17 protein-coding genes are annotated in these 22997 nt (G+C 71.8%); 10 read left to right on the forward strand and 7 right to left on the reverse strand.

Annotation, left to right across the window (positions count from 1 at the left end; translation table 11 throughout):
• Window positions 1–7 precede the first annotated feature (7 nt).
• Window positions 8–1369: an aspartate aminotransferase family protein gene (locus OG446_RS17190; RefSeq protein ID WP_328894875.1), complete on the reverse strand. Its 1362-nt coding sequence runs from the start codon at window positions 1367–1369 to the stop codon at window positions 8–10.
• Between the two features lie 169 nt (window positions 1370–1538).
• On the opposite strand from OG446_RS17190, the gene OG446_RS17195 reads away from it, so the two are divergent.
• The 4 genes from OG446_RS17195 (at window position 1539) to OG446_RS17210 (ending at window position 6988) form a co-directional block, all read left to right on the forward strand.
• A complete protein-coding gene (locus tag OG446_RS17195; protein ID WP_328898324.1) occupies window positions 1539–2132 on the forward strand; it encodes a type 1 glutamine amidotransferase family protein in 594 nt (197 codons plus the stop codon).
• On the forward strand, window positions 2129–2629 hold the full coding sequence (locus OG446_RS17200; RefSeq protein ID WP_328894876.1) for a MarR family winged helix-turn-helix transcriptional regulator: 501 nt from the start codon (window positions 2129–2131) through the stop codon (window positions 2627–2629). The genes OG446_RS17195 and OG446_RS17200 overlap by 4 nt, the downstream gene beginning before the upstream one ends.
• A 168-nt stretch (window positions 2630–2797) precedes the next feature.
• The gene (locus OG446_RS17205) at window positions 2798–4819 is read left to right on the forward strand and encodes a serine/threonine-protein kinase (RefSeq protein WP_328894877.1); all 2022 of its coding nucleotides are present in this window, start codon (window positions 2798–2800) and stop codon (window positions 4817–4819) included.
• Between the two features lie 141 nt (window positions 4820–4960).
• The gene (locus OG446_RS17210; RefSeq protein ID WP_443050150.1) at window positions 4961–6988 is read left to right on the forward strand and encodes a YncE family protein; all 2028 of its coding nucleotides are present in this window, start codon (window positions 4961–4963) and stop codon (window positions 6986–6988) included.
• A 91-nt stretch (window positions 6989–7079) separates the two neighbouring features.
• Here OG446_RS17210 and dnaN read toward each other — a convergent pair whose 3' ends face one another.
• Window positions 7080–8204, reverse strand: coding sequence for a DNA polymerase III subunit beta (gene dnaN / locus OG446_RS17215; RefSeq protein ID WP_328894878.1), 1125 nt, complete (start codon window positions 8202–8204; stop codon window positions 7080–7082).
• A gap of 347 nt (window positions 8205–8551) precedes the next feature.
• Here dnaN and OG446_RS17220 point away from each other — a divergent pair, with 347 nt between their 5' ends.
• Complete coding sequence (locus OG446_RS17220) at window positions 8552–10024, forward strand: helix-turn-helix domain-containing protein (protein ID WP_328898326.1); 1473 nt, start codon at window positions 8552–8554, stop codon at window positions 10022–10024.
• Between the two features lie 66 nt (window positions 10025–10090).
• On the opposite strand, the gene OG446_RS17225 is transcribed toward OG446_RS17220, so the two are convergent.
• Both OG446_RS17225 and OG446_RS17230 read right to left on the reverse strand, forming a co-directional pair.
• Window positions 10091–10987, reverse strand: a complete 897-nt coding sequence (locus OG446_RS17225) for a glycoside hydrolase family 19 protein (RefSeq protein ID WP_328894879.1) — start codon at window positions 10985–10987, stop codon at window positions 10091–10093.
• 313 nt (window positions 10988–11300) lie between these two features.
• On the reverse strand, window positions 11301–12233 hold the full coding sequence (locus OG446_RS17230; protein ID WP_443050151.1) for a glycoside hydrolase family 19 protein: 933 nt from the start codon (window positions 12231–12233) through the stop codon (window positions 11301–11303).
• Between the two features lie 196 nt (window positions 12234–12429).
• On the opposite strand from OG446_RS17230, the gene OG446_RS17235 reads away from it, so the two are divergent.
• Window positions 12430–13965 (forward strand): substrate-binding domain-containing protein, encoded by a 1536-nt coding sequence (locus tag OG446_RS17235; RefSeq protein WP_328894881.1) that lies wholly within the window; start codon window positions 12430–12432, stop codon window positions 13963–13965.
• Window positions 13966–14028: 63 nt separating this feature from the next.
• Here the strand turns inward: OG446_RS17235 and OG446_RS17240 are convergent, their stop codons facing one another.
• Window positions 14029–15312 (reverse strand): adenylosuccinate synthase, encoded by a 1284-nt coding sequence (locus OG446_RS17240; RefSeq protein ID WP_328894882.1) that lies wholly within the window; start codon window positions 15310–15312, stop codon window positions 14029–14031.
• Window positions 15313–15498: 186 nt separating this feature from the next.
• Here OG446_RS17240 and OG446_RS17245 point away from each other — a divergent pair, with 186 nt between their 5' ends.
• The gene (locus tag OG446_RS17245; protein WP_328894883.1) at window positions 15499–16353 is read left to right on the forward strand and encodes a diacylglycerol kinase; all 855 of its coding nucleotides are present in this window, start codon (window positions 15499–15501) and stop codon (window positions 16351–16353) included.
• Between the two features lie 134 nt (window positions 16354–16487).
• The gene (locus OG446_RS17250; RefSeq protein WP_328894884.1) at window positions 16488–18446 is read left to right on the forward strand and encodes a hypothetical protein; all 1959 of its coding nucleotides are present in this window, start codon (window positions 16488–16490) and stop codon (window positions 18444–18446) included.
• 21 nt (window positions 18447–18467) lie between these two features.
• Here OG446_RS17250 and OG446_RS17255 read toward each other — a convergent pair whose 3' ends face one another.
• Window positions 18468–19022, reverse strand: a complete 555-nt coding sequence (locus OG446_RS17255) for a GbsR/MarR family transcriptional regulator (protein WP_328894885.1) — start codon at window positions 19020–19022, stop codon at window positions 18468–18470.
• Between the two features lie 101 nt (window positions 19023–19123).
• On the opposite strand from OG446_RS17255, the gene OG446_RS17260 reads away from it, so the two are divergent.
• Window positions 19124–20050, forward strand: coding sequence for an ABC transporter ATP-binding protein (locus tag OG446_RS17260; protein ID WP_328894886.1), 927 nt, complete (start codon window positions 19124–19126; stop codon window positions 20048–20050).
• Complete coding sequence (locus tag OG446_RS17265; RefSeq protein WP_328894887.1) at window positions 20047–21675, forward strand: ABC transporter permease; 1629 nt, start codon at window positions 20047–20049, stop codon at window positions 21673–21675. The genes OG446_RS17260 and OG446_RS17265 overlap by 4 nt, the downstream gene beginning before the upstream one ends.
• A 76-nt stretch (window positions 21676–21751) precedes the next feature.
• On the opposite strand, the gene OG446_RS17270 is transcribed toward OG446_RS17265, so the two are convergent.
• Window positions 21752–22993, reverse strand: coding sequence for a cytochrome P450 (locus tag OG446_RS17270; protein ID WP_328894888.1), 1242 nt, complete (start codon window positions 22991–22993; stop codon window positions 21752–21754).
• Window positions 22994–22997: the final 4 nt, after the last annotated feature.

The raw sequence follows: 22997 nt of genomic DNA on the forward strand, positions 1-22997 counted from the left end.
GGCAGCGTTACGCGGTGTGCTCGTCGGCCACGGACAGTGCGGCGTCGAGGGCGGCCAGGCCCTCCTTGGCCTCGGCCTCGGTGACGTTGCAGGCAGGAACGGCGTGTGTGCGGTTCATGTTGATGAAGGGCCACAGGCCGTGCTTCTTCGCCGCGGCGCCGAAGGCCGCCATCGGCGCGTTGGCCTCGCCCGTCGCGTTGTACGGGACCAGCGGCTCGCGGGTCTCCTTGTTACGGACCAACTCCAGCGCCCAGAACGCGCCGAGGCCGCGGACCTCACCGACCGACGGGTGGTTTTCGGCGAGTTCGCGCAGGCCGGGGCCGAGGACGTTCTCGCCGATGTGGGCGGCGTTCTCGACGACCTTCTCGTCCTCCATCACCTGGATGGTGGCGACGGCGGCGGCGCAGGCCAGCGGGTGGCCGGAGTAGGTGAGGCCGCCCGGGTAGGGGCGGGTCTCGAAGGTGGCGGCGATCTCGGCGGAGATGGCGACACCGCCGAGCGGCACGTACCCGGAGTTGACGCCCTTGGCGAAGGTCATCAGGTCGGGCGTGACGTCGAAGTGGTCGGCGGCGAACCACTTGCCGGTGCGCCCGAAGCCCGCCATGACCTCGTCGAGGACGAAGACGATGCCGTACCGGTCGCAGATCTCGCGGACACCGGCGAGGTAGCCGGGCGGCGGGGTCATGATGCCGGCCGTGCCCGGGATGGTCTCCAGGATGATCGCGGCGATGGTCGACGGGCCCTCGTAGGCGAGGGTGTCCTCCAGGTGCTGGAGCGCGCGGGCACACTCCTCCGCCTCGGTCTGCGCGTAGAACGGCGAACGGTAGAGGAACGGGGCCCAGAACCGGACGACACCCGCCGAGCCGTTGTCGGACGCCCAGCGGCGCGGGTCGCCGGTCAGGTTGATCGCGGTGGAGGTGGCGCCGTGGTACGAGCGGTAGGCGGAGAGAACCTTCGTACGGCCGGTGTGCAGCCGGGCCATCCGGACGGCGTTCTCGACGGCCTCGGCACCGCCGTTGGTGAAGAAGATCTTGTCCAGGTCGCCGGGGGTGCGCTCGGCGATGAGGCGGGCGGCCTCGGAGCGTGACTCGATCGCGAAGGCGGGCGCGAAGGTCGTCATCTTCCCCGCCTGCTCCTGGATCGCGGCGACGACGGTGGGGTGCTGGTAGCCGATGTTGGTGAAGACGAGGCCGCTGGTGAAGTCCAGGTAGCGGTTGCCGTCGTAGTCCCAGAAGTACGACCCCTCGGCGCCGGCGACGGCGAGCGGGTCGATCAGGCCCTGGGCGGACCAGGAGTGGAACACGTGCGCGCGGTCGGCGGCCTTGACGGCCGCGCCGGCAGCGGAGTCGACAGGGAGATGAGGGGTCATGCGCCGAGCGTAGGCGGCGCCGGGCGGCGGGCGGTATGGCCACCTTGTATGCCGTGGGCCGCCTGGTTCGGCAGGGTGTCGGGTTGCCGCGAGGATCGATGCAATTGACAACATGCTGTCGATGCGACAACATGTTGTCATCAGCGTTCTTCCCGTCGAGGAGGCCGTCATGACCCGCCGGACCGCACACCTTGCCGTGTACGACACCTACGCAGACTGGGAGACCGGGCACACGACCGCCCACCTCGCCCAGAACGGCTTCACCGTCCGGACGGTCGGCCCCACCACCGGCCCCGTCACCAGCATGGGCGGACTGACCGTCCAGCCCGATCTGCCGCTCACCGGGCTGCGCCCCGAGGACAGTGCGCTGCTGATCCTGCCGGGCGCCGCCCTGTGGGACTCCGGCGACGCGCTCGCCCCCTTCGCCCGCACCGCGCGCACCTTCCTGGACGCGGGGGTGCCGGTCGCCGCGATCTGCGGGGCGACTGCGGGACTGGCTCGCGAGGGGCTGCTCGACGAACGGACGCACACGAGCGCGGTCCCGTTCTACCTGGCGGCCACCGGGTACGCGGGCGGCGCGCACTACACCGAGGCCGACGCCGTCACCGACGGCGACCTGATCACCGCCGGACCCACCGAACCGGTCGCGTTCGCCCGCGAGGTCTTCGCCCGTCTCGGGGTGTACGACGAGAAGAAGCTCGACGCCTGGTACCGGCTCTTCCACGATTCGGACCCGAGCGCGTACGAGGTGCTGCAGGGATGAGCCACGCGGACCAGGACCGGCTGAGCCGGACCGCCCTCGGGATCTTCCACCTCAACGGCAGGTTCCTCTCCGTGGCGGAGAAGCTGGCCGCTCCGGCCGGGCTGACCGCCGCGTGGTGGCAGGTGCTCGGCGCGGTGATCACCGAGCCGCTGCCGGTCTCCGGGATCGCTCGCTCGATGGGCATCACCCGGCAGGCCGTGCAGCGCATCGCCGATCTGCTGGTGGGCAAGGGCCTCGCGGAGTACCTCCCCAACCCGGCCCACCGTCGCGCGAAGCTGCTCCGCCCCACGGAGGAGGGCCGGGCCGCGATGTCCCGGATCAACCCGGGGCATGCGGAGTTCGCGGCGCGCCTGGCACGGGAGTTGGGGGACGAGGGGTTCACGGAGACGGTCCGGGTACTGGAGCGCCTGACCCGGGCGCTGGAGACCCTCGGGCCCCCGGGCCTTCCGGGCTCGCTGAACCCTCCCGACTCCTCGGACGCGCCGCCCGCCCCCTGATCCCGTCCGACTCCCCCGGCCCGTGCGGCGGTTGAGGGCGCGGTCCGCGTCCACCCCTGACCGGAGCCCCCGCGGACGAGCCCCGCCCACCGGCCCCCGCCGGGGCGACCCGCGCCGCTATTCTCGTCCCCGTCCGGTGTGTCGCCGTACGGGGGAGGACTGCACACCATGGAGAAGCTCGGGTCCGCCGATCCGCAACGCATCGGCGCCTACCGCCTGCTGGGCCGGCTCGGCGCGGGCGGCATGGGCCAGGTGTATCTGGCCCGATCCGACCGCGGACGCGTGGTCGCGCTCAAACTGGTCCGCGAGGAGCTCGCCGCACAGCAGGAGTTCCGCGACCGGTTCCGGCAGGAGGTGCGGGCCGCCCGCCGGGTCGGCTCCACCTGGACCGCTCCCGTGCTGGACGCCGACACCGAGGCCGCCGTTCCCTGGGTCGCCACCGGTTACGTCGCCGGCCCCTCCCTCCAGGCCACCGTCACCGGGCGTGCGAACACCGCGGCCGGCCCGGCCCCGGGGGCGTACGGCCCGCTGCCCGACCGCTCCGTCCACATCCTGGGCACCGGTCTCGCCCACGCCCTCCGGGCCATCCACGGCGCCGATCTCATCCACCGCGACCTCAAGCCGTCCAACATTCTGCTGACGATCGACGGCCCGCGGGTCATCGACTTCGGCATAGCCCGGGCGCTCGACACCGTCACGGACGGCGGCCTCACCCGCACCGGTGCCCTGGTCGGCTCCCCCGGCTTCATGTCGCCCGAGCAGGTGCGCGGCGAGCGCGTGACCCCGGCGTGCGACGTGTTCTGCCTGGGGGCGGTGCTCGCGTACGCCTCGACCGGGCGCCTTCCGTTCGGAGCGGCGGCCAGCGGGGTGCACGCGCTGCTGTTCCGGATCGCGCAGGAGGACCCGGACCTGACCGGCGTGCCGGTCGACCTCGTGGAACTGATCCAGGACTGTCTGCGCAAGGACCCGGCGACCCGTCCGTCGCCGGACGAGATCCTGGAGCGGCTGGACGAGGGAGACACCGCCGAGCCCTGGCTGCCGGGCGCCCTCATCGCCCAACTCGGGCGCCATGCCGTGGGCCTGCTGGACTCGGAGGACCCGACGGGCACGGTCCCCAAGGACACGGTCCCGAAGGACGGGGAACCAAGGGACACGATCCCGACGGACGGGGAACCGGCCGGCGCCGTCCCCTCCGACGCCGTCCCCGGAACGGAGGCCGCCACCGACACGGCCACCGTCCCGGCACCCCCGCAGGCCCCACCGATTACGTCGCCGGCGCAAACGCCGGGTCAGGTACCGGAACCGGCACCTCCCGTGCCCCCCGCACCGCCCGTCGCAGCCCATGCGCACGGACTGCCCACCATGGTCGAGCCCCCCACGCCCGCTCCCTCTCCGGCCGGAGCCCCACCACCCGGGCCGGCCTCCCCCGCGTACGCCTATCCGCAACTGCCCGCACAGCCGCACCCGGGCCAGGGATACGGCTATCCGCAGCAGCCGAACCCCACCCAGGGCTACGCGTACGGCTATCCGCAGCAGCCGGGCTTCGGGCCCACGCCCCCGTACGGCCCGGTCCAGCCGGCCGGTGCCCAGCCGCCGCCCGCGCGCCGCAGTGCCGGGTCGACCATCGCCCTCGTCGCCGTCGCGGTGCTCGTCGCCATCGGGGCGGGCGGGTCCGTCTACGCGCTCATGAACGACCGCGGCGCGGGCACCACGGCCTCCCCCACCGACTCGGCCGATCCCTCCCCGTCGGACGACTCCTCCCACTCCCCTTCCCCGGACGGCCCGCAGGATCCGTCGCCCAGCGACGACGGGCAGAACGGGGACGACGAGGGAGTCATCCCGGAGGAGTACGTGGGCACCTGGTCCGGCAGCATCGACAACGCCGCCGGCCACTCCACCCGCGAACTCGTCATCCAGCAGGGCCGGGTGGGCGACCCCGTCCTCACTCTCACCGCGGAGGGGCCGCTGGACACCGGCGGCTCCTACCGCTGCGTCTTCCAGGCGGATCTCGCGACGGATCCGTCCGAAGGCGAACCGGTCAGCATCGGGCCGTCCGCGGTGACGGAGGGGGAGCCGATGACGTCCTGCACACCGGGCAGCTCCACCACGCTCACCCTGCTCCCGGACGGCACGCTGAGCCGGGTGAACACGGACTCCGGCGAGAAGCTCACGTACACGAAGTCCGGCTGAACCGATCCTGATCCCGCCGCCCACGAGCGGCAGTTCGGCTTCGCACAACCGCCTCCACCGGCCCGTATATGTGCACGCGATGTGAAGGCCATGCCATAACCTGCGTACCTGGGCCGCACCCCGCTCTCATCTCCGGGTGCCATGCGGCCCACATTCACCGTGGGGGTAGACGTCATCATTCGTACACGAAGAATCTCCACCGCGACCTCGCTCGCGGTCCTCTTCAGCTCGGTCGTACTGGTCGGTGGTGCGGCGAACCCCGCCGCCGCCGACTCCAGCAAGTTCCTCCCTGCCGCGTCCCTGGGCGACATCGTCGCCGACGGCGTGCACAAACGCGTGTTCATCAGCGACCCGACGGGCGGCAAGGTCCTCGTCGCCGACTACAACGGTTCGGTCGTGGCGACGATCCCGTCGCTCCCCGGAGTGACGGGCCTCGACCTGTCCGCCGACTCCGGCACGCTCTACGCCGCCGTACCGGGCGCCGACGCCATCGTCGCCATCGACACGGCGGCGCTCAAGGAGTCCGCCCGCTACGCCACCGGAAGCGACACGGACCCGAAGTACCCGGCGCTCGCGGGCGGCAAGCTCTGGTTCGGGTACGGCTCGGCCGGCGCGGGCCAGATCGGTTCGCTCGACCTGTCCGGCGCCGAGCCGGTCGTGAGCCTGGGCCAGGACACGAACAACACCTGGTACGCGGCACCGACCCTGGCATCCGCCCCCGGCGCACCCGGCGTACTGGCCGCCGGTATCGAGGGCCAGAGCCCGACGGAGCTGGCCACGTACGACGTGGCCTCGGGCACGGCCACGCGGACCGCGTACACCCGCACCGACGGGGGCAACATGCGCGATCTCGCGCTCAGCCCGGACGGTACCCAGGTCGTGGTGGCCAGCGGCTACCCGTACACCCACCAGGGCTACCGCACGTCGGATCTCACGCCCGGGATCGCGTACCCGTCCGACTCGTACCCCAACGCCGTCGACATCGCCCCGAACGGCATGGTCGCCGCCGGCATCGACGGCTGGTACTCGCCGGACGTGTACGTGTACAAGCCGGGGTCCACCGCCAAGCCGGTGCGGACCTACGAATTCCCCAACACCGGTAACAACAGCGGTTCGGACACCCTGGACCCGGCCGGTCTGGCCTGGGCACCGGACTCCGGCCGGCTGTTCGCCGTCACCGTGAACAGTCTCGGTGTCCGTTCGCTGCGGGTGCTCACCGACCCCGTCAGATCCGTGACCACGGTCAAGGTCAGCGCCCCGGCGAAGGCGACGCGCGGCAAGAAGCTCACGGTCACCGGCACAGCGGCGTCGAACAGCGCCTTCGCGGCGGGCGCCAGGGCGACGGTGACGCGTACCGACATCGAGTCGCCCAAGGGCAAGGCACTGCCCTCGGTGGCGCTGAAGTCCAACGGCGCGTTCGCCTTCACCGACACCCCGACCGCGGGCGGCACGGTCACCTACAAGGTCTCGTACGCGGGTGACGCCACCCACGCCGCGGGATCGGGCAGCGACAAGGTCGCCGTCTCCCGTGCGGCCACCTCGCTGTCCCTGAACCGCAACAAGGCGCTGTACGCCTACGGCACCGATGTGTCGTTCACCGCCCACCTCGGCACGACGTACAAGAACCGCACCGTCGAACTGTGGGTGGACCCGTACGGCGCGGACAAGCCCAAGAGGCTGGCGCGGACCGGCAAGGTCAACTCCAAGGGCAACCTGTCCACCACGGTCGACATGACCCGGGACACCACCGTCACCGCCGTCTTCAGAGGTGACGGCCGCTACGCGGCCAGGACGGTCGCCTCCACGGCGTACGCGAAGGTGAGGGTCTCGACCTCCGTCGCCAAGCAGTACAAGACGGCCAGGATCGGCTCCACTTCGTACGCCTACTTCCACAAGAAGACCAACCCGGCCTTCACCACGACGATGAGCTACTACAAGAACCGCAAGTACCGGCTCTCCCTGGAGCTCTACTACGCGGGCAAGTGGTACGACGCGGGCTCGCAGTACTTCAAGCTCGGCACCAGCGGCAAGTCGACCGTGACGCTGACCGGGACGCACGAGACGGGCTACCGGATGCGTGTCCGGGCCTCGTACGTCAACAACACGTCCGGCGACTACGTGAACTCGACCACCCACGGCGCCTGGAAGTACTTCTACTTCACCAAGTAGCACGGCGGCGGCGGGAACACGGAACGGCTGCGGGGCCGGGCGCGGGCAGCCCGGCCCCGCAGCCATGTCCTCGGCCTGTGAGGGCAGAGCCCTACATCAGCGGCTTCACCGACATCAGCAGGTGCTGGTGGGCCCCCTCCGCCGGACCTGCCGCGTCCTCCCGCGTCGCGTGCCCGGTGACCATGGCGCGCTGCCCCGGCCCCATCAGCCTGAACCGGATGACCGGGGCGTCGAAGGAGGCCAGCGCGTCCATCAGGTACGACGGGTTGAAGGCGACCGTCAGCTCGTCCGTGCCCGTCAGCTCCGCGGGCAGCCGCTGGGACGCGACATCGTCCTCGTACCCGGCCTGGAGGAGCACCGAGCCGTTCCGGAAGGCGAGTTGCAACGGGCTGTCCCCGTCCGCCACCACCGAGACCCGCTTCACCGCCTCGACCAGCGGCTCGCGGTCGGTGACGGCCGCGACCGGGTCCTTCATCGCGAACAGCTTGTCGTGGCGCGGCAGCCGGCCGTCCAGGAGCCGCACCGTCGTGCGCATGCCGTCCAGCTCGAAGCCGGCCGAACCGCCGTCCAGCGCAAGGCTGACCAGGCCCGCCCGGCCGAAGGAGCGGGCGATCTCCACGAGCCTGCGGGACGGGACGACGACATCGGCCGAGACGTCCGCCGCCGCGGGCTTCCACGCGAGCCGGCGGACCGCGAAGCGGTACCGGTCCGTGGCCGCCAGGGTCATCCGGTCCCCGTCGAGCCCCAGCCGGATCCCGGTCAGCGTCGGCAGGGTGTCGTCCCTCCCCGTGGCCACCGCCACGTCGGCGACGGCCGCCGCGAACTCCTGCCCGTCCACCGCCCCGAGCACATCGGGCAGCGGCGGCAGGGCCGGGTAGTCGTCGAGCGGCAGGACCGACAGTCCGAAGCCCGCGCCGCTGCCCGTCACCGTGAACCGGGACCCCTCGACCGCGCACTCCACCGCCCCCTCGGGCAGCACCCGGCACACGTCCAGCAGCCGGCGGCCCATGACCAGCACCTTGCCGGGCCGGACGGTCTCGGCCGAAACGTCGATGCGGGCGGACGCCTCGTAGTCGAGGCCGGAGATGCGGAGCCTGCCGTCCGCCGCTTCCAGCAGCAGTCCGCCCAGCACGGGGACGGGCGATCTCGTCGGCAGCACCCGGGCCGCCCAGGCCACAGCGTCCGTGAGTTCGCCGCGTTCGATCCGGAACTCCATGGTGGTGACCTCTCCTCGCGCGCCGGCCGTCTCCGGTCTCCGACGTTAAGGGGCACCACTGACAACGCGACGAAAAAGGCGGCTGCGGCCGACGACAGCGGCCACCCCCGTGAGCCGATGCCGTCGTCCCCCGTGCCTCTCCCCCGAAAGGCCCGCAACCGCGTTCGGACTCTAGGTCGCGGGGTGGACGAGGGAAAGAATCAGTTCGCACGGTGTGGCCGGACAGAGGTATCAGTTCGCACAGCCGCACCGGTACGCTGCACTCCGGTTTCTGGCTGAAGTACGGGAAACGGGACGGGAGCAGCGGAAGAGTGCACGCGCGGAGGCGGGCCGACGACGTCATACGGATGCACGGACTCGCCCGGTCGGGCGGTTCCCCGGAGCTGCTGCGCTGGCTGTCGGGGCGCGCCGACGGCTGGGCGGGGCTGCTCGGCGGCGACGGAACCGTTCTGCACGGCGTCGCCCGGGCCCCCGACTCCTCGGCCGTCGGATCGGCCGCCCTCGCGGCGGAGGGCGCACGGGAACTGACCGCGCTCGGTGCCCGCTCCCTCTCGTTCGACAAGGACGCCCACACCGCCCTGCTCTACTCGCTGAACGCGCCGCCGGACGTTCCCGCACCGGTGCTCGCCGTGGTCGGCAGGCGTCCGCTGCCCGAGGGCCTGTCCCTGCTCCTCGCCGACGCGGCCCTGCCGCTGGCCCTGTGCTGGGCGGCCGAGACCGTCGAACGCAAGCGCCGTCGCGTCGACCTGGCGGAGTCCCGCGGCCGGGAAGCGGTGCTGCATCTGCTGATGACCGGCCAGTTGTCGATCGCGCACCAGGTCGCCGGCGCCCTCAAGCCCAGCCTGCCCGACCCGGTCCGGGTCTGCGTCGTCGAGTGCTCGGGCCGGGACCGGGACGAGGTGGCCCGCATCTGTACGGACCTCTCCGGCGGACGGTCCTGGATCGTGCGGTGCCCGGTGTACGCACGCCACCTGATCCTCATCGTGCCCGCACGCCCGGGGCAGGCGGACGGGCAGCTCGGCCCGCGGGTCGCCTCGGTGGTGGACGACTGCGTCGTCGGTATCAGCGAGGACGTGGCACTGGCCGACACGGCGACCGCGTACCGCCAGGCGTTCCACGCGCTCGCCGTCGCCCGCGGACTGCCGGAGCGCCACGCCCACTTCGGCTCGGCTCCCGGACTCGCCCTGGTGACCGGCGCGGAGGGCGCCCGGTGGGCGGACGCGCTGCTGGCCCCGCTGCTCACCCATCTGCCGCGTCGCGCCCAGGACCCGGGCAGCCAGGAACTCGCGGCGACCCTCGCCTCCTGGCTGGCGTTCTCCTCGCACGCGACCGAGCACCTGAAGATCCACCGCAACACACTGGCCGCACGGCTGCGGCTGATCGGCGAGCTGCTCGGCATGGACCTGAACAAGGTCGCCGACCAGTCCGCGCTCGACCTGGCCCTGTGCATCCGTGCCACGCCGGCCCTGCCGAGGCCCGCGCCCCGGCTGACCGGATCCGCCCCGGAGTCCGTACGCTCGCTGGACGAGATCCTGCGCCTTCCGGCGGTCCGTGCCTGGGCGGTGCAGCAGTTGCGGCCGCTCGGCGCCCCGGGGGCTGCCCGCGGCTCCGCCGATCCGCACACCACCCTGCGTATCTGGCTGGAGCACGAGGCCCAACTCGGCCCGGCCGCCGCGGCGCTGCGCCTCTCCGTGCCGGGGGCGCGCAAGCGGCTGACCCGGCTGGAGACCGTGCTCCAGCGCTCACTCCTGCGGACCCCGAGCGCCCGCTACGACCTGTGGCTCGCGTTCCGGGCGCTGGACCTCGCCGGCCCCGGATGACCGGAACGGGGGGTGCGCCGGGCCGTCGGGCCGGGCACACCCCCCGTTCCCGGGGAGTTCGGCCGGTCAGCAGCTGAGGTTCGCTCCGGCCGTGGTGCCGAGGATCTGCACGAAGGCCCGGTACTTGTCGATGCGGCTCTGGACCTGGGCGGGGTTGCCGCCGTTGCACTCCAGGGAGCCGTTGATCGAGCGGATCGTCTCGCCGAATCCGGCGCCGTTCACCATGGCGTTGTGGGCCGTCATGGTGCCGGGGCCGTTCTGGGTGTTCCAGTACCAGAGGCCGGTCTTCCAGGCCACGGAGGCGTTCTGCTCGACCAGGTAGGGGTTGCCCAGCAGGTCGATGCCGAGGGCGTCCCCGGCGGCCTTGTAGTTGAAGTTCCAGCTGAGCTGGATCGGACCGCGCCCGTAGTACGCGGCCTGGCCCGCGGGACAGCCGTAGGACTGGCTGGTGTCGCAGTAGTGCGGGTAGTTGGCCGTGTTCTGCTCGACCACGTACACCAGGCCGCCCGTCTCATGGCTGACGTTGGCGAGGAAGGCGGCGGCCTCCTGCTTCTTCACCGTGTCGCTGCCGGTGTTGGCGAAGCCCGGGTAGGCGCTCAGCGCGGCGGTCAGGCCGCTGTACGTGTAGAAGGAACTGCGGCCCGGGAACATCTGGTTGAACTGCGCCTCGCTGACGACGAAGCCGGTGGACGAGCCCGGGTCACCGGGGTCCGTGCCGCCGCCGCTTCCACAGCTGCCCTGGTCGGCCCAGACGTCGGAACTGCCGGGCTTCTCGTTCTGGGTCCACCACTTGGCGGTCCAGTTGTGCCCGTTGTACGAGGCGGCTCCGCCGCCCGTATAGACGGAGGAGGAGTTCCAGGCAGCCGCGCACGCGGCCGCCGAGGCGGTGGTGGCGGGGAGGATGACGACCGTCGCGACGACCGCGACCAGCGCGGCGAGCAGGCCCATGATGCGTTTGATCATGTGATCACTCCTTCGGCGCGGCGCACCGAGCTCATCGGTGCGCCGCCATGGGGGGTGCCGACACTCAAGCGGTGATGGTCTGGACCTGTCAAGGTCTAGACCATCACCAGGAGTCCTTCCGAAGCGGCCTTCACCCCTCCCCCGCGGCCAAGCCCCCTCCCGAAACGATCCCTCAACAGCACTGATTCCGGGAGGAGTCGGTCCGGATCACCGGCCGGCCGCCGACGCGCCCGATGACAAATCCTTCGGATGCGTCCAGCATGCGGGACACCGAACTCGCGGGCCTCTCAGTCCCGTTCACCCTGACGCGACGTCAACATGTGAGATGCGAACCGGGGCGGGTGCCGATGATGCCCGTGATCCGCTTGTACGTCGCAACCCGCGCCCGCACGGACGCGGGGTTGCCGCCGTCGCATTCCAGCGCCCCGTTGAGCGACCGGATCGTCTCGCCGAAGCCCGCGCCGCCGACCATGGCGTCGTGCGAGGTCATGGTGCCGGGGCCGTTCTGGGTGTTCCAGTACCAGAGCGCGGTCTGCCAGGCGACGGACGGATCCCGCTCCACCAGCCAGGGATCGTTCAGCAGATCGAGGCCGAGCGCGTCGCCCGCCGCCTTGTAGTTGAAGTTCCAGCTGAACATGATCGGTCCGCGCCCGTAGTACGCGGACCGGCCGGCCGGGCAGCCGAACGGCTGGCTGTAGTCGCACTTGATCCAGTAGTTGGCCTCATTGATCTCCTTCACGTACTGGAGGCCGACCGATTCGAAGTCGGCGTGCGTCAGGAAGGCGGCAGCCTCCCGGCCCCGCATCGCCTCGGTTCCGGTGTTCGCGAAGCGCGGGTAGGCGTGCAGGGCGTCGATCAGGCCCTGGTACGTGTAGAAGGGGGCGCGATCCGGAAAGATCTCGTCGAACTCGGCCTCGCTGACGACGAAGTCGGAGACCCCGCCCGTACAGGCCCCGCGGTCGGACCAGACGGCGGTGGCGCCCGGATTCTCGCCCAGCGTCCACCACTTCGCCGTCCAGTTGCGGCCGTGATGGGCGACGGCGCCACCGGCCGTATAGGCGGTCGAGGAGTTCCAGAGGGGCGCACACGCGGCGGGATCGGCGGGGGCGGCGTGCGCGGGGACGGGGAGGAAGACCGCCGTCGCGACGACGGCACCCAGTGCGGTCAGAAGGCTCTTGATGCGGTTCAAGCGCTGCTCACTCCTTCGGCAGGGCGCCCGAACAGGCTCCGCATGCCGTCCGGACATCCCGACACCCAACCCCGATTGGTCTGGACCTGTCAAGGTCTGGACCAATCGCCTCCGCTCCGCACGGCGGGCCTCCTGTCCGAACGGCGGGCGAACACCTGACGACGGAACCCGGTACTCACCACCACCCGCACCCCACGCCCCATACGGTGACCCGCACTCGTACAGACGTCCGGCAGCCGAGGGGGAACGGGCCGTGGAGTGGTTCAGCGCCGAGAACATCGTGGCCGTGCTCACCGCAGTGCTGGGCGTCCTCGCCTCCGTGGGCGTGCTCTGGTACGAACGGCGCGTACCCCGCCGCAAACGCATCGGCTACCGCGTCCAGATGGACACGCCGATCGGCAGCGACGTCAGCCAGGCCCGGGCCAACGTACGGCTCGGTCTGTTCGACGAGACCCCGGACATGGCCGACGCCACCCTCGTCCTGCTCCGCATCGAGAACGACGGCTCGCAGTCCGTCGACCGCGGCGACTACACCGGCCCGGACGGACAACTTCACGGACTCGTCGTCGAGTTCACCGACCGGCACGTACGCGGCATCGCCGTCACCCACTCCCCGGGCGCCGACCACCTCATGGACCACTTCACCCCGTCCGAGGGCCTCCGCGGCAGCGGGTCCCTGATCCGGCTGCCCCGCGTCCCGCTCAACCGGGGCGAACACTTCAAACTCCTGGTCCTGCTCACCGGTTCGCGCGTGGGCAGCCCCGTCCGCATCACCGGGGGCATCCGGGACGGCGAGGTACGTCCGAACACCGCCGCCCGCCCGGACGAGAAGCCCCCGCTGTTCGGCCGGGCCGCCCGGTTCATCACCGTGGCCCTGACCGTCTGCGTCGTCACGCTGGCCTCCATCATCCTGGTGCGGGACGACACCCCGCCCCCGATCGGCTGCGCCCGCGGCGAACTGACCGTGACCGGCTCCACCGCCTTCGAGCCCGTCCTGGACGAACTGGCGGAGAAGTACGGCAAGGCGTGCGACGGGGCCACCGTCACGGTGGACCCGCACGGCAGCACCGCCGGGATACGAGAACTGGCCGAACGGGGCGCCGCGGCCGGGAAGTCCGGCTCGCCCGCCCTCGTGGCCCTCTCCGACGGCCCGAAGCCGAGCGGTTTCCCGCAACTGCGCGAGAACCGCGTCGCCGTCTCGCTCTTCCGGCTGGTCGTCAACGACAAGGTCCCGCTGAAGAACCTCAGCCGTGACGCGATCCGCGGCGTCTACCGCGGCGACATCCGCAACTGGAAGCAGCTCGGCGGCCCCGACCTGCCCGTCCTGCTGGTGAGCCGGGACGCCAACTCCGGTACCCGCGAGGTCTTCCAGCGCCGCGTCCTGGGCCGCAACGAACCCGCCCAGTCCTCCCGCGACTGCACCACGAAGGACGACCCCGAGGCCCTCGTCATCCGCTGCGAACTCGACTCCACGGACCAGGTCCTGGCCGAGGTCGGCCGGCTCGACGGCGCGATCGGCTACAGCGAACTGCGTACGGGCACCAAACCGGCCGGGGCGCACCAGATCGCCATCGACGGCGCCGCCCCGTCCGTCGACACGATCGGCACCAGCACCTACCCGTACCGGGAGATCGAGTACGCGTACACCTACGGCAGCCCGCCCGCCGACTCGCTGGCCTCCAGCTTCCTCTCCTACCTCAGCCGGGGCAGCGGCCAGGACGTCATCCGTACCCACGGCCATCTGCCGTGCGCGACTCCGGAGGGGCTGCGGATCTGCGGCGAGGACTGAGGGCGGACATGCGGGAGGGCCGGGGCGATGGTGCCGCCCCGGCCCTCCTCCGCTCCCGTATGCCTACAGGAACGAGTTGATCTCGATGGTCTCGGTGCGGCCGGGGCCGACACCGATCGCGGAGATCGGGGCGCCGGACATGTCCTCCAGCGCCTTCACGTACGCCTGGGCGTTCTTCGGCAGGTCGCCGAAGGTCTTCGCCTTGGTGATGTCCTCGGACCAGCCCGGCAGCATCTCGTAGATCGGCTTCGCGTGGTGGAAGTCGGTCTGGTTGTACGGGAGTTCCTCGACGCGCTTGCCGTCGATCTCGTACGCCACGCACACCGGGATCTGCTCCCAGCCGGTCAGCACGTCCAGCTTGGTGAGGAAGAAGTCGGTCAGGCCGTTGACCCGGGTCGCGTACCGCGCGATCGGGGCGTCGAACCAGCCGCAGCGGCGGTCACGGCCGGTGGTGACACCGCGCTCGCCACCGATCCGGCGCAGCGCCTCGCCGTCCTCGTCGAGCAGCTCGGTCGGGAACGGTCCGGCGCCGACACGCGTCGTATAGGCCTTGAGGATGCCGATGACCCGGCTGATCTTCGTCGGGCCCACGCCGGAACCGGTGCAGGCGCCGCCCGCGGTCGGGTTCGACGAGGTGACGAAGGGGTACGTGCCGTGGTCGACGTCGAGCAGCGTGCCCTGACCGCCCTCGAAGAGGACGACCTTGCCCTCGTCGATGGCGTTGTTCAGGATCAGCGTCGTGTCGGCGACGTAGGGCCTGATCTGCTCCGCGTACTGGAGCATGTCCTCGACGACCTTGCCGGCCTCGATGGCGCGCCGGTTGAAGACCTTGGCCAGAAGCTGGTTCTTCTGCTCCAGGGCCGCCTCGACCTTCTGCTCCAGGATCGACTCGTCGTAGAGGTCCTGGACACGGATGCCGACCCGGTTGATCTTGTCCGCGTACGTCGGGCCGATGCCGCGCCCGGTCGTACCGATCTTGCGCTTGCCGAGGAACCGTTCCGTCACCTTGTCGACGGTGACGTTGTACGGGGTGATCAAATGAGCGTTGCCGCTGATCAGCAGCTTGGACGTGTCCACGCCGCGGTCGTTCAGCCCACTCAGCTCGGAGAGCAGGACCGCAGGGTCGACGACGACACCGTTACCGATGACCGGGGTACATCCCGGTGAAAGGATTCCGGAGGGGAGGAGATGAAGTGCGTACTTCTGGTCACCGACGACCACCGTGTGGCCGGCATTGTTGCCGCCTTGGTAGCGCACCACATAGTCCACGGATCCACCGAGGAGGTCGGTGGCCTTTCCCTTGCCCTCGTCACCCCACTGAGCACCGAGCAGCACAAGTGCGGGCACAGGCGTACACCCCTTCCGGGCGGGGCATGTCCAAGGTCAGGGGGCGTACGTAAACGCCGTACATGCCGTACGACTTTGTACGACAAGGCCTGAACCGTCGAACCGGGTGCCCCGGAATAGACGAAGCCCCTGGCGCAATAGCGCAAGGGGCTCTTGCACAAAGATGCTACCCGAGGAAGGACCGAGGTGTCGGCTGCCCAGCCCCCCGGTAACGGTGCGCCCCATCTGCTGGTGGTGATCGATCCGGTCGCCCGCCGCACGGACGGTGAGTCCGTCCGGATCGCAAAAGACGTGCTGAGCGCCGGTTCGCACGCCAAGATCTGCCTCCCGGACGGGCCCGAGGAGTTCGCCCGGGCCCTGGCGCGGCGAGGTACCCGCAGGCCGGTGGTGATCGGCGACGACCGGGCGCTGCGGCGTGCGGTGGCCCTCCTCCACCGGGAGCGAGAACCGGCCATGAGCGCCCTCGCCCTCATCCCCGTCGGGGCCGCGGCGGCGCTGGAACTCGCGCACTCGCTCGGCGTGCCGATGGGCGCGGTGGCGGCGGCGCGCACCGCACTGGACGGCGCGGTGCGCCGGCTGGACCTGCTGGTCGACGACAGCGACGGAGTCGTCCTCGACGCCCTGCGGATCCCGGCCCTGACCGGCGCACCGGGCACACGGCCGGACCGTACGGGCGTCACCGCGGTCTGGGACACCTGCCGCTCCCTGGTCCGCACCCTGGTGCGCCCCGCCCCCTCGGCCCCGCCCGGCCCACCGGCCACGCACCGGCTGCGCGTCGAGGCGGACGGCGTCGTGCTGAACGATCTGGGCCGCCCGGTCGAGTCGGTGACGCTGACCTCGGGCTGCGGCGACGGAATGGCCGAGGTCACGATCCACGCGCCGGGCGGCGACCCGATGACCACGGGGGCCAAGGCCGTCACGGTCTCCGGCGCGGACTTCCGCTACCGGGCGGACATACAGGTGGCCGGGCCGGTGCGGACCCGGACGTGGACGATACGGGCGGGGGCCTGGGGGCTGATGCTGCCGGTGGCGGAGGGATAACCTCCGCTCGTGGGGCGGAGCCGGGGTGGTTCCGGTTGGGTCCGGTTGGGTCCGGTTGCTTCGAAGGGGTGGGGTGGGTCGTGTCGGACGGTTCGGGTGAGGGTGGCAGACCCGCGGCGGACACGGGGGCGGTGATGTCCGGGCCCGTTCGCACGGCTCCGGTGGCGCTCGATCTCGCCGGTACCGCCGGCGGGCTGACGCGGTACCGGGCAACGGCCCGGCTCTGGTGCGTGGCCGGCGCCGCGGGGGTGATCCCGGCGTTGCTTCTCGCGGTGTTCGCCGACGGGTTCGGAGGGTCCTTCGTGGCGCCGCTCGCCGTGTTCGGTGCGCTGTCGCTGCTGATGGGGGCCGTCGTGCCGCTCCAGGCCCGCCGCATGCGCCGGGTGCTCGCCGCCGGACCTTGGACAGCCCACACCTCGGTCGTCGTGCAGCCTGCCGCGCGCGGCGCCGCGGTGGTGCTGAGGGGCCCCGGCCCGCACGAGCTGCTGCCGCTGACGCCGTGGACCACGCAGTGGCGCCTGGACCTGCTGAACCGGTCCGACGGGGTGCTGTGGTGGTGCGGCGATCCCCGCACCGGGGGCGTGCTGGCACCGCCGGGCGGCACGGAACTGATCCGGGCCAAGCCCGTCCGGGGCCGCCGGGCCCGCTCACTCGTGGCCCGCCCGCAGGTGAAGGGCCTGCTGACCCGGCCTGCCCCGCCGCAGCCGCAGCCCGCTCCGCCGGAGGAGAGCGGCCTCCCCGTCGATGCGGGGCCGGCCGTGGGTGCGGAGCCGGCCGTCGATACGGGATCGGCCGTGGATACGGGATCGGCCGTGGAGACGAAGCGGCGGCGGCCCTGGTGGCGGGGGACATTCCGCTGGCTGCTGCTCGTGGGCCTCCTCATGACGGCGCTCGCCACCAGCTGGTCCGTGGCCGCCGACGACGACCCGCAGGTCGATCTGACGTGGATCAGTGAACGCTCCGACGGCGGCTGCGACGTCCGGTGGACCGATCCCTTCGACGGGCGGACCCGCACCGGCGCGTTCCCGTGCCACGGGTACACGGGCAGGCCAGGGGACTGGGACACCGGTTTCGTCGTCTCGTACGGGCCGTTCGAGGGCGATCTGTACGACGCGGAACTGCGCGGTACGGCGGCCTACTCCACGACCGACGGGGTGGGGCTGGGCGGACTGGCGCTCGCCGTCATCGGCCTCGTGGGCGGAACGATTCGGGTCGTACGGGCCCGGCGGCTGCGCACTCAGGCCCTGCCCCTGCAGGGGTACACGATCGCCGGGCAGGGCCAGGGGCGGGCGCAGGCGCAGGCGCCCGGCACGGGCCCGGAGGACACCGGCGCCGCCTCACCGCCGCCCGCGCCGCTCTCCTACGCGGCGTTCGCCGTCGAGGCCGCATCGCAGGCCCGGCTGCGGGGGGCGGCCCCGGTCGCTCCCGCCGCGACAGGCCCGGCGCAGCCGGGTGAGCGGCTGGTCTGGTGGCGGGTGCCCGCACTGCGGCGCATCGCCGGCACCTCGGAGGCGCTGTGGCCACTGGCATACGCGGGCGGTGTCGCCGTACTGCTCCTGACCGGCAGCGGCTCGGTCTCGAACGGGCTCAAGGCGGTACCGACTCTGATCGGCCTCTTCGGGCTCTTCGCGGCCTGGCGGGCGGTCGCCTCGGGCATCCCTCGCGCTCGCCTGCTGGCCGCCGCCGCGACCGCGCCCGCGCCTCGGATCCGCCGGTACGCCCTGCTGCACGACGGCCGGGTGAACGGCCCGACGCTGGTGCTCTTCGCCGCCGAGGAGACTCCCGCGACCGGCCCGGCCAACGCGGCGGAGGCGGGGCACGGCCGGGCACCGCACAGCGCCGCGCCGAGCGTCGACGCCCGGCCGGAAGGCCTGTTGCCGCTCCTGCCGCCGGGTCCGCGGAAGGAGCCGTGGACAGGGCTGCCCGCGCCCACCGGCACCGTCGAGTTGCGCGGATGGATCGGCGGGCAGCCTTCGGCCGTCGCGTGGATCGACGGGCGCCCCTACTGGCCGCAGGGTGCCGTGGAGGACATCGATTCGGTGGGCTCCCAGGATCTGGGCGCCCGCTTCGGTATCGGTCGCGGCGGGGCGTGACCGGGGAGCGACCGGGGGCGTTCAGGCGTCCCGCGCGCCCTCGGCGGTCGGCAGGTCGAGGGTTTTGCGGTGTTCCTCCCAGCGGTCCATCATCGCGCCCAGCTCCGACTGCATGAACTCGAAGAACGCCGCCGTCTCGGCGATCCGGGCACCGGCCGGGGTGTGCTCCCCGAGCGTGCGGGCGCCGTCCCTGAGGGTGTTCTCCCAGCGGGTGAGCACGCGGTCGCGGCTGGCGAAGGTGGTGTACCAGATCTCGTTGTGCAGCCGGTAGCGGTCGCGGCGCGAGCCCGGGTCCCGCTCGCGGCCGACCATGCTGACCTGGGTGAGGTAGTTGATCGCGCCGGACACGGCGGCGGGGCTGATCTGCAGGGCCAGGGCGAGCTCGGCCGAGGTCATGGAGGCGTCGTCGTCGGCGAGCAGCGCGGCGAAGACGCGGGATGCCATCCGCTGCATCCCCGCCTCGGTCATCTCCGACGCGAACCGCTCGACGAACCGCGAGACCGCCTCGGCGTCCCTGTCCTCGCGCCCCTGGGCGGCGCCGTTCGGCTCGTGCGTGTCTGCGGATTCGCTGCTCATCGACCCCTCGTCCCTCCACGTCTCGGGCCCTTGTCACCCGTACTGAGTTTATACGCTTCCTTAACTTCACAAATTTGTGAAAGTAGCGTACGTTCAGAATCATGACGAAGGCAATCACCGTGGCCGGACTGCACAAGTCGTTCGGCCGGACGCATGCGCTGGACGGGCTCGACCTGGCCGTCGAGTCCGGTGAGGTCCACGGCTTTCTCGGGCCGAACGGATCGGGGAAGTCCACCACCATCCGGGTCCTGCTGGGCCTGCTGCGGGCCGATTCCGGCGCCGCCCAACTGCTCGGCCGCGACCCCTGGCGCGACGCGGTGGAGCTGCACCGGCGCGTGGCGTACGTCCCCGGGGACGTCACGCTGTGGCGCAACCTCTCGGGCGGCGAGGTGATCGATCTGTACGGGCGGCTGCGCGGCGGCCTCGACGACACCCGGCGCGCGGATCTCGTCGGTCGGTTCGAGCTCGACCCGACGAAGAAGGGGCGGACGTACTCGAAGGGCAACCGGCAGAAGGTCGCCCTGATCGCCGCGTTCGCCTCCGATGTGGACCTGCTGATCCTGGACGAGCCGACCAGCGGGCTCGACCCCCTGATGGAGGAGGTCTTCCAGAGCTGCGTCACCGAAGCGCGCGACCGCGGGCGGACGGTGCTGCTCTCCAGCCACATCCTCAGCGAGGTCGAGTCCCTCTGCGACCGCGTCAGCATCATCCGGGCGGGCCGGACGGTGGAGACCGGCTCACTGGCCGGCATGCGCCATCTGACCCGCACCAACATCACCGCCGAGCTGGCGGACTCCCCCGACGGTCTGGCGCAGCTGCCAGGGGTCCACGACCTCGACATCCGGGGACATCAGGTCTCGCTCCAGGTCGACACGGACAAGCTGGACGCCGTCCTCAAGTCGCTCTCCGCATCCGGAGTCAGGTCCCTGACCAGTACGCCGCCCACCCTGGAAGAGCTCTTCCTCCGGCACTACACGACGGACGCGGAGCAGGGCACGCGACAGGGCGCGGGGGTGTCGGCGCGATGACTGCCGTGACCATGACCGCGACGGCCGGCGCGGGGCGCCGGGCCGGGACCGGGCAGCTCGCGGGGACCTGGCCCCTGCTGCGGCTCGCTCTGCGGCGCGACCGCATCATCATGCCGGTCTGGGTGCTCGTGCTCGGTGGGTCGTTCTCCTCCGTCGGGCAGTCCATCGCCTCGCTCTACGGGACGACCGCACAACGCGCCGAGCTCGCCGCTTCGATGAACGGCAACAGCTCGTTGCGCGCGATGTACGGGCCCGTGTTCGGCGACACCGTGGGCGCGCTCGTCAGCTGGCGCATGATCGCCTTCGGTGCCGCGCTGGCCGCGGTGATGAGCCTGGTCGTCGTCGTGCGCCACACCCGGGAGGAAGAGGAGACCGGTCGTCAGGAGATGCTCTCCTCCGCCATGGTGGGGCGCCGGGCGCCGCTCACCGCCGCGCTGCTCGCCGCCCTGATCGCCAACGCCGCTCTGGCCCTGGTGATCGTGGCGGGGATGGCGGCGTCGGGCGCGGGCGGCGCCGGGGCGGTGGCGCTCGCCTCGGCCGTCGCCGGTGTCGGTGCGCTGTTCGCGTGCACCGCCGCGATCGCCGCACAGTTCACCGAGAGCGCCCGGCTCGCGAAGGGGCTGACGGCCGCGGTCATCGGCGCCGCCTTCGTCCTGAAGGCGGCGGGCGATTCCGCGACGGACGACGGCTCGTCGGTCCTCACCTGGCTCTCCCCGCTCGGCTGGGCTTCGAGCGTCCGGCCCTACGCGGACGAGCGGTGGTGGGTGCTTCTGGTGACAGTCGGCGCCGTGGCCGTGCAGTGCGCCGTGGCGTACGCGCTGACCGGGCGCCGCGATGTCGGCATGAGCTTCCTCGCCACGCGGCCGGGGCCCGCCCGCGGGCGGATCTCCACCGCCCTCGGCCTCGCGGTGCGGCTCCAGCGTGGTGCGCTCCTGGGGTGGACGGTGTCCTTCGCCGTGGTCGGCGTCGTCTTCGGCGGGCTGACCGGCGGCGCGGCGGATCTCGTCGGGGACAACGAGAAGACGAAGGAGATCTTCGAGCGGATGGGCGGCCAGTCCGGCCTCACCGACGCGTTCCTCGCCTCGATGGTCTCCGTGCTCGGCACGGTGGCGGCGCTGTACATCGTCTCCTCGGTGCTGCGGCTGCACGGCGAGGAGACCGCCGGGCGCGCGGAACCGGTGCTCGCGGGCGGGGTCGGCCGGACGGGCTGGGCCGCCGGCCATCTGCTCATCGCCTTCGGCGGCGCTGCCCTGATCATGACGGTCGGCGGCCTCGGCCTGGCGGTGGGCTACGGACACGAACTCCCCGCCGTGCTGGGCGCCTCGCTGGTACAACTGCCCGCCGTCTGGCTGCTGGGCGGGGTGACGGTCCTGCTGTACGGGGCGCTGCCGAAGGCCGCAGCGGCGGGCTGGGGCCTGGTCGGTCTCTGCCTGGCGCTGGGATGGATAGGCCCCGCCCTGGATCTGCCGCAGCCGGTGATGGACGTCTCGCCGTTCACGCACCTGCCCAAGCTGCCGGGGGCGGCGGCCATGGAGTGGGGGCCGGTGGCGCTCCTCACCGCGGCCGCAGTGGCACTGACAGCGGGCGGCCTGACGGCGCTGCGTCGGCGCGACATGCTGACCTGAGGGGACGCGGGGGCGGGGGCCCGGTGCACCCGCCCCGGTGGGGCCCCGGGCCCGCCCCGGCCGCCCCGCCCACGCCTCAGAGCTCGACCCGGAGTTCCTTCACTCCCCGGATCACGTAACCCGGGTTCCACTCCGGTTCCGCGACCAGCCGCATTCCGGGCGCCTTGCGCAGCAACTCGCCGAAGGAGGTGACCAGTTCCACCCGGGCCAGAGGTGCACCGAGACAGAAGTGGATGCCAGCGCCGAAGGTGATGTGCGGGTTCTCCCGCCGGGCGAGGTCCAACGTGTCCGGGGCCGTGAAACGGGCCGGGTCGCGGTTGGCCGAACCGAAGAGGAGGGCCACCTCCGAGCCTCGTGGAATGACCGTGCCGTCGATCTCGATGTCGTCGAGCACCCAGCGTTCGAACATCTGCAACGGGGTGTCGTAGCGCATGAGCTCCTCCACCGCGGTGGGCAGCAGGCCGTGGTCCGCCCGCAGCGCGGCCAGCTGGTCCGGGTGCCGAAGCAGCGTCCACCAGCCGTTCACGGTGGTGTTGACGGTCGCCTCGTGGCCCGCGTTCAGCAGCAGCACGCAGGTGGAGACCATCTCCTGTTCGGTCAGCCGCTCGTCCTCGTCATGGGCGGCGATCAGCGCGGAGATCAGATCGGTCCCCGGGTTGCCACGCCGCTCGGCGATCAGCTCCCGCAGATACGCGGAGAAGTCGAGGGAGGCGCGGACGGCGGCGCGGGCGGTCTCCTCGGACGGATTGAGCTCGAACATTCCGCAGATGGCCGCAGACCAGGGCCGCAGCGGGGCCCGGTCGGACTCCGGAATGCCGAGCATCTCCGCGATCACGGCGACGGGCAGCGGCTCCGCGACCGCCGTCAGCAGATCGCCGCCGCCCTGCGCGACGAAGTCGTCGACGAGTCCGGCGGCCAGCCGCTGAACGGTCGGCACGAGCTGTTCGACGGTGCGCGGGGTGAACGCCTTGGAGACGAGCCGCCGGATCCGCGTATGGTCCGGCGGTTCGAGGTCCAGGAGCCCCTGCCCGTTCAGCGTCTCGAACGGCTCGTGCGCGGCGGGCGGCGGCGTCCGGCCGAACTCCTCGTGCGTGAACCGGTGCAGATACGTCCGGCCCAGTCGCCGGTCGCGCAGCAGCGCCGACACGTCGGCGTAGTGCGGGACGAGCCACTGGTCCGTCGGCGCGAAGTAGTGCGCCCGGCCGGTGGCACGCAGTTCGGCGTAGGCGGGGTACGGATCGGCGACGAACGCCGCCGACCACGGATCGAACGGGGCGGCGGGGCCGGAGTCGGAGTCGGCGTGCATGGGCTGATCCATGGCC

Origin of the sequence: Streptomyces sp. NBC_00236, assembly GCF_036195045.1 — a bacterium.
Taxonomy (GTDB): domain Bacteria; phylum Actinomycetota; class Actinomycetes; order Streptomycetales; family Streptomycetaceae; genus Streptomyces.

What these genes read in the sequence shown, in the direction of transcription:
- OG446_RS17205 (WP_328894877.1), top strand. Translation starts at nt 2,798, where the DNA reads ATGGAGAAGCTCGGGTCCGCCGATCCGCAACGCATCGGCGCCTACCGC.
- OG446_RS17270 (WP_328894888.1), bottom strand. Translation starts at nt 22,993, where the DNA reads ATGGATCAGCCCATGCACGCCGACTCCGACTCCGGCCCCGCCGCCCCG.
- OG446_RS17190 (WP_328894875.1), bottom strand. Translation starts at nt 1,369, where the DNA reads ATGACCCCTCATCTCCCTGTCGACTCCGCTGCCGGCGCGGCCGTCAAG.
- OG446_RS17210 (WP_443050150.1), top strand. Translation starts at nt 4,961, where the DNA reads ATGCGGCCCACATTCACCGTGGGGGTAGACGTCATCATTCGTACACGA.
- OG446_RS17250 (WP_328894884.1), top strand. Translation starts at nt 16,488, where the DNA reads ATGTCCGGGCCCGTTCGCACGGCTCCGGTGGCGCTCGATCTCGCCGGT.
- dnaN (WP_328894878.1), bottom strand. Translation starts at nt 8,204, where the DNA reads ATGGAGTTCCGGATCGAACGCGGCGAACTCACGGACGCTGTGGCCTGG.
- OG446_RS17220 (WP_328898326.1), top strand. Translation starts at nt 8,552, where the DNA reads ATGCACGGACTCGCCCGGTCGGGCGGTTCCCCGGAGCTGCTGCGCTGG.
- OG446_RS17260 (WP_328894886.1), top strand. Translation starts at nt 19,124, where the DNA reads ATGACGAAGGCAATCACCGTGGCCGGACTGCACAAGTCGTTCGGCCGG.
- OG446_RS17195 (WP_328898324.1), top strand. Translation starts at nt 1,539, where the DNA reads ATGACCCGCCGGACCGCACACCTTGCCGTGTACGACACCTACGCAGAC.
- OG446_RS17225 (WP_328894879.1), bottom strand. Translation starts at nt 10,987, where the DNA reads ATGATCAAACGCATCATGGGCCTGCTCGCCGCGCTGGTCGCGGTCGTC.
- OG446_RS17230 (WP_443050151.1), bottom strand. Translation starts at nt 12,233, where the DNA reads ATGTCCGGACGGCATGCGGAGCCTGTTCGGGCGCCCTGCCGAAGGAGT.
- OG446_RS17200 (WP_328894876.1), top strand. Translation starts at nt 2,129, where the DNA reads ATGAGCCACGCGGACCAGGACCGGCTGAGCCGGACCGCCCTCGGGATC.
- OG446_RS17255 (WP_328894885.1), bottom strand. Translation starts at nt 19,022, where the DNA reads ATGAGCAGCGAATCCGCAGACACGCACGAGCCGAACGGCGCCGCCCAG.
- OG446_RS17265 (WP_328894887.1), top strand. Translation starts at nt 20,047, where the DNA reads ATGACTGCCGTGACCATGACCGCGACGGCCGGCGCGGGGCGCCGGGCC.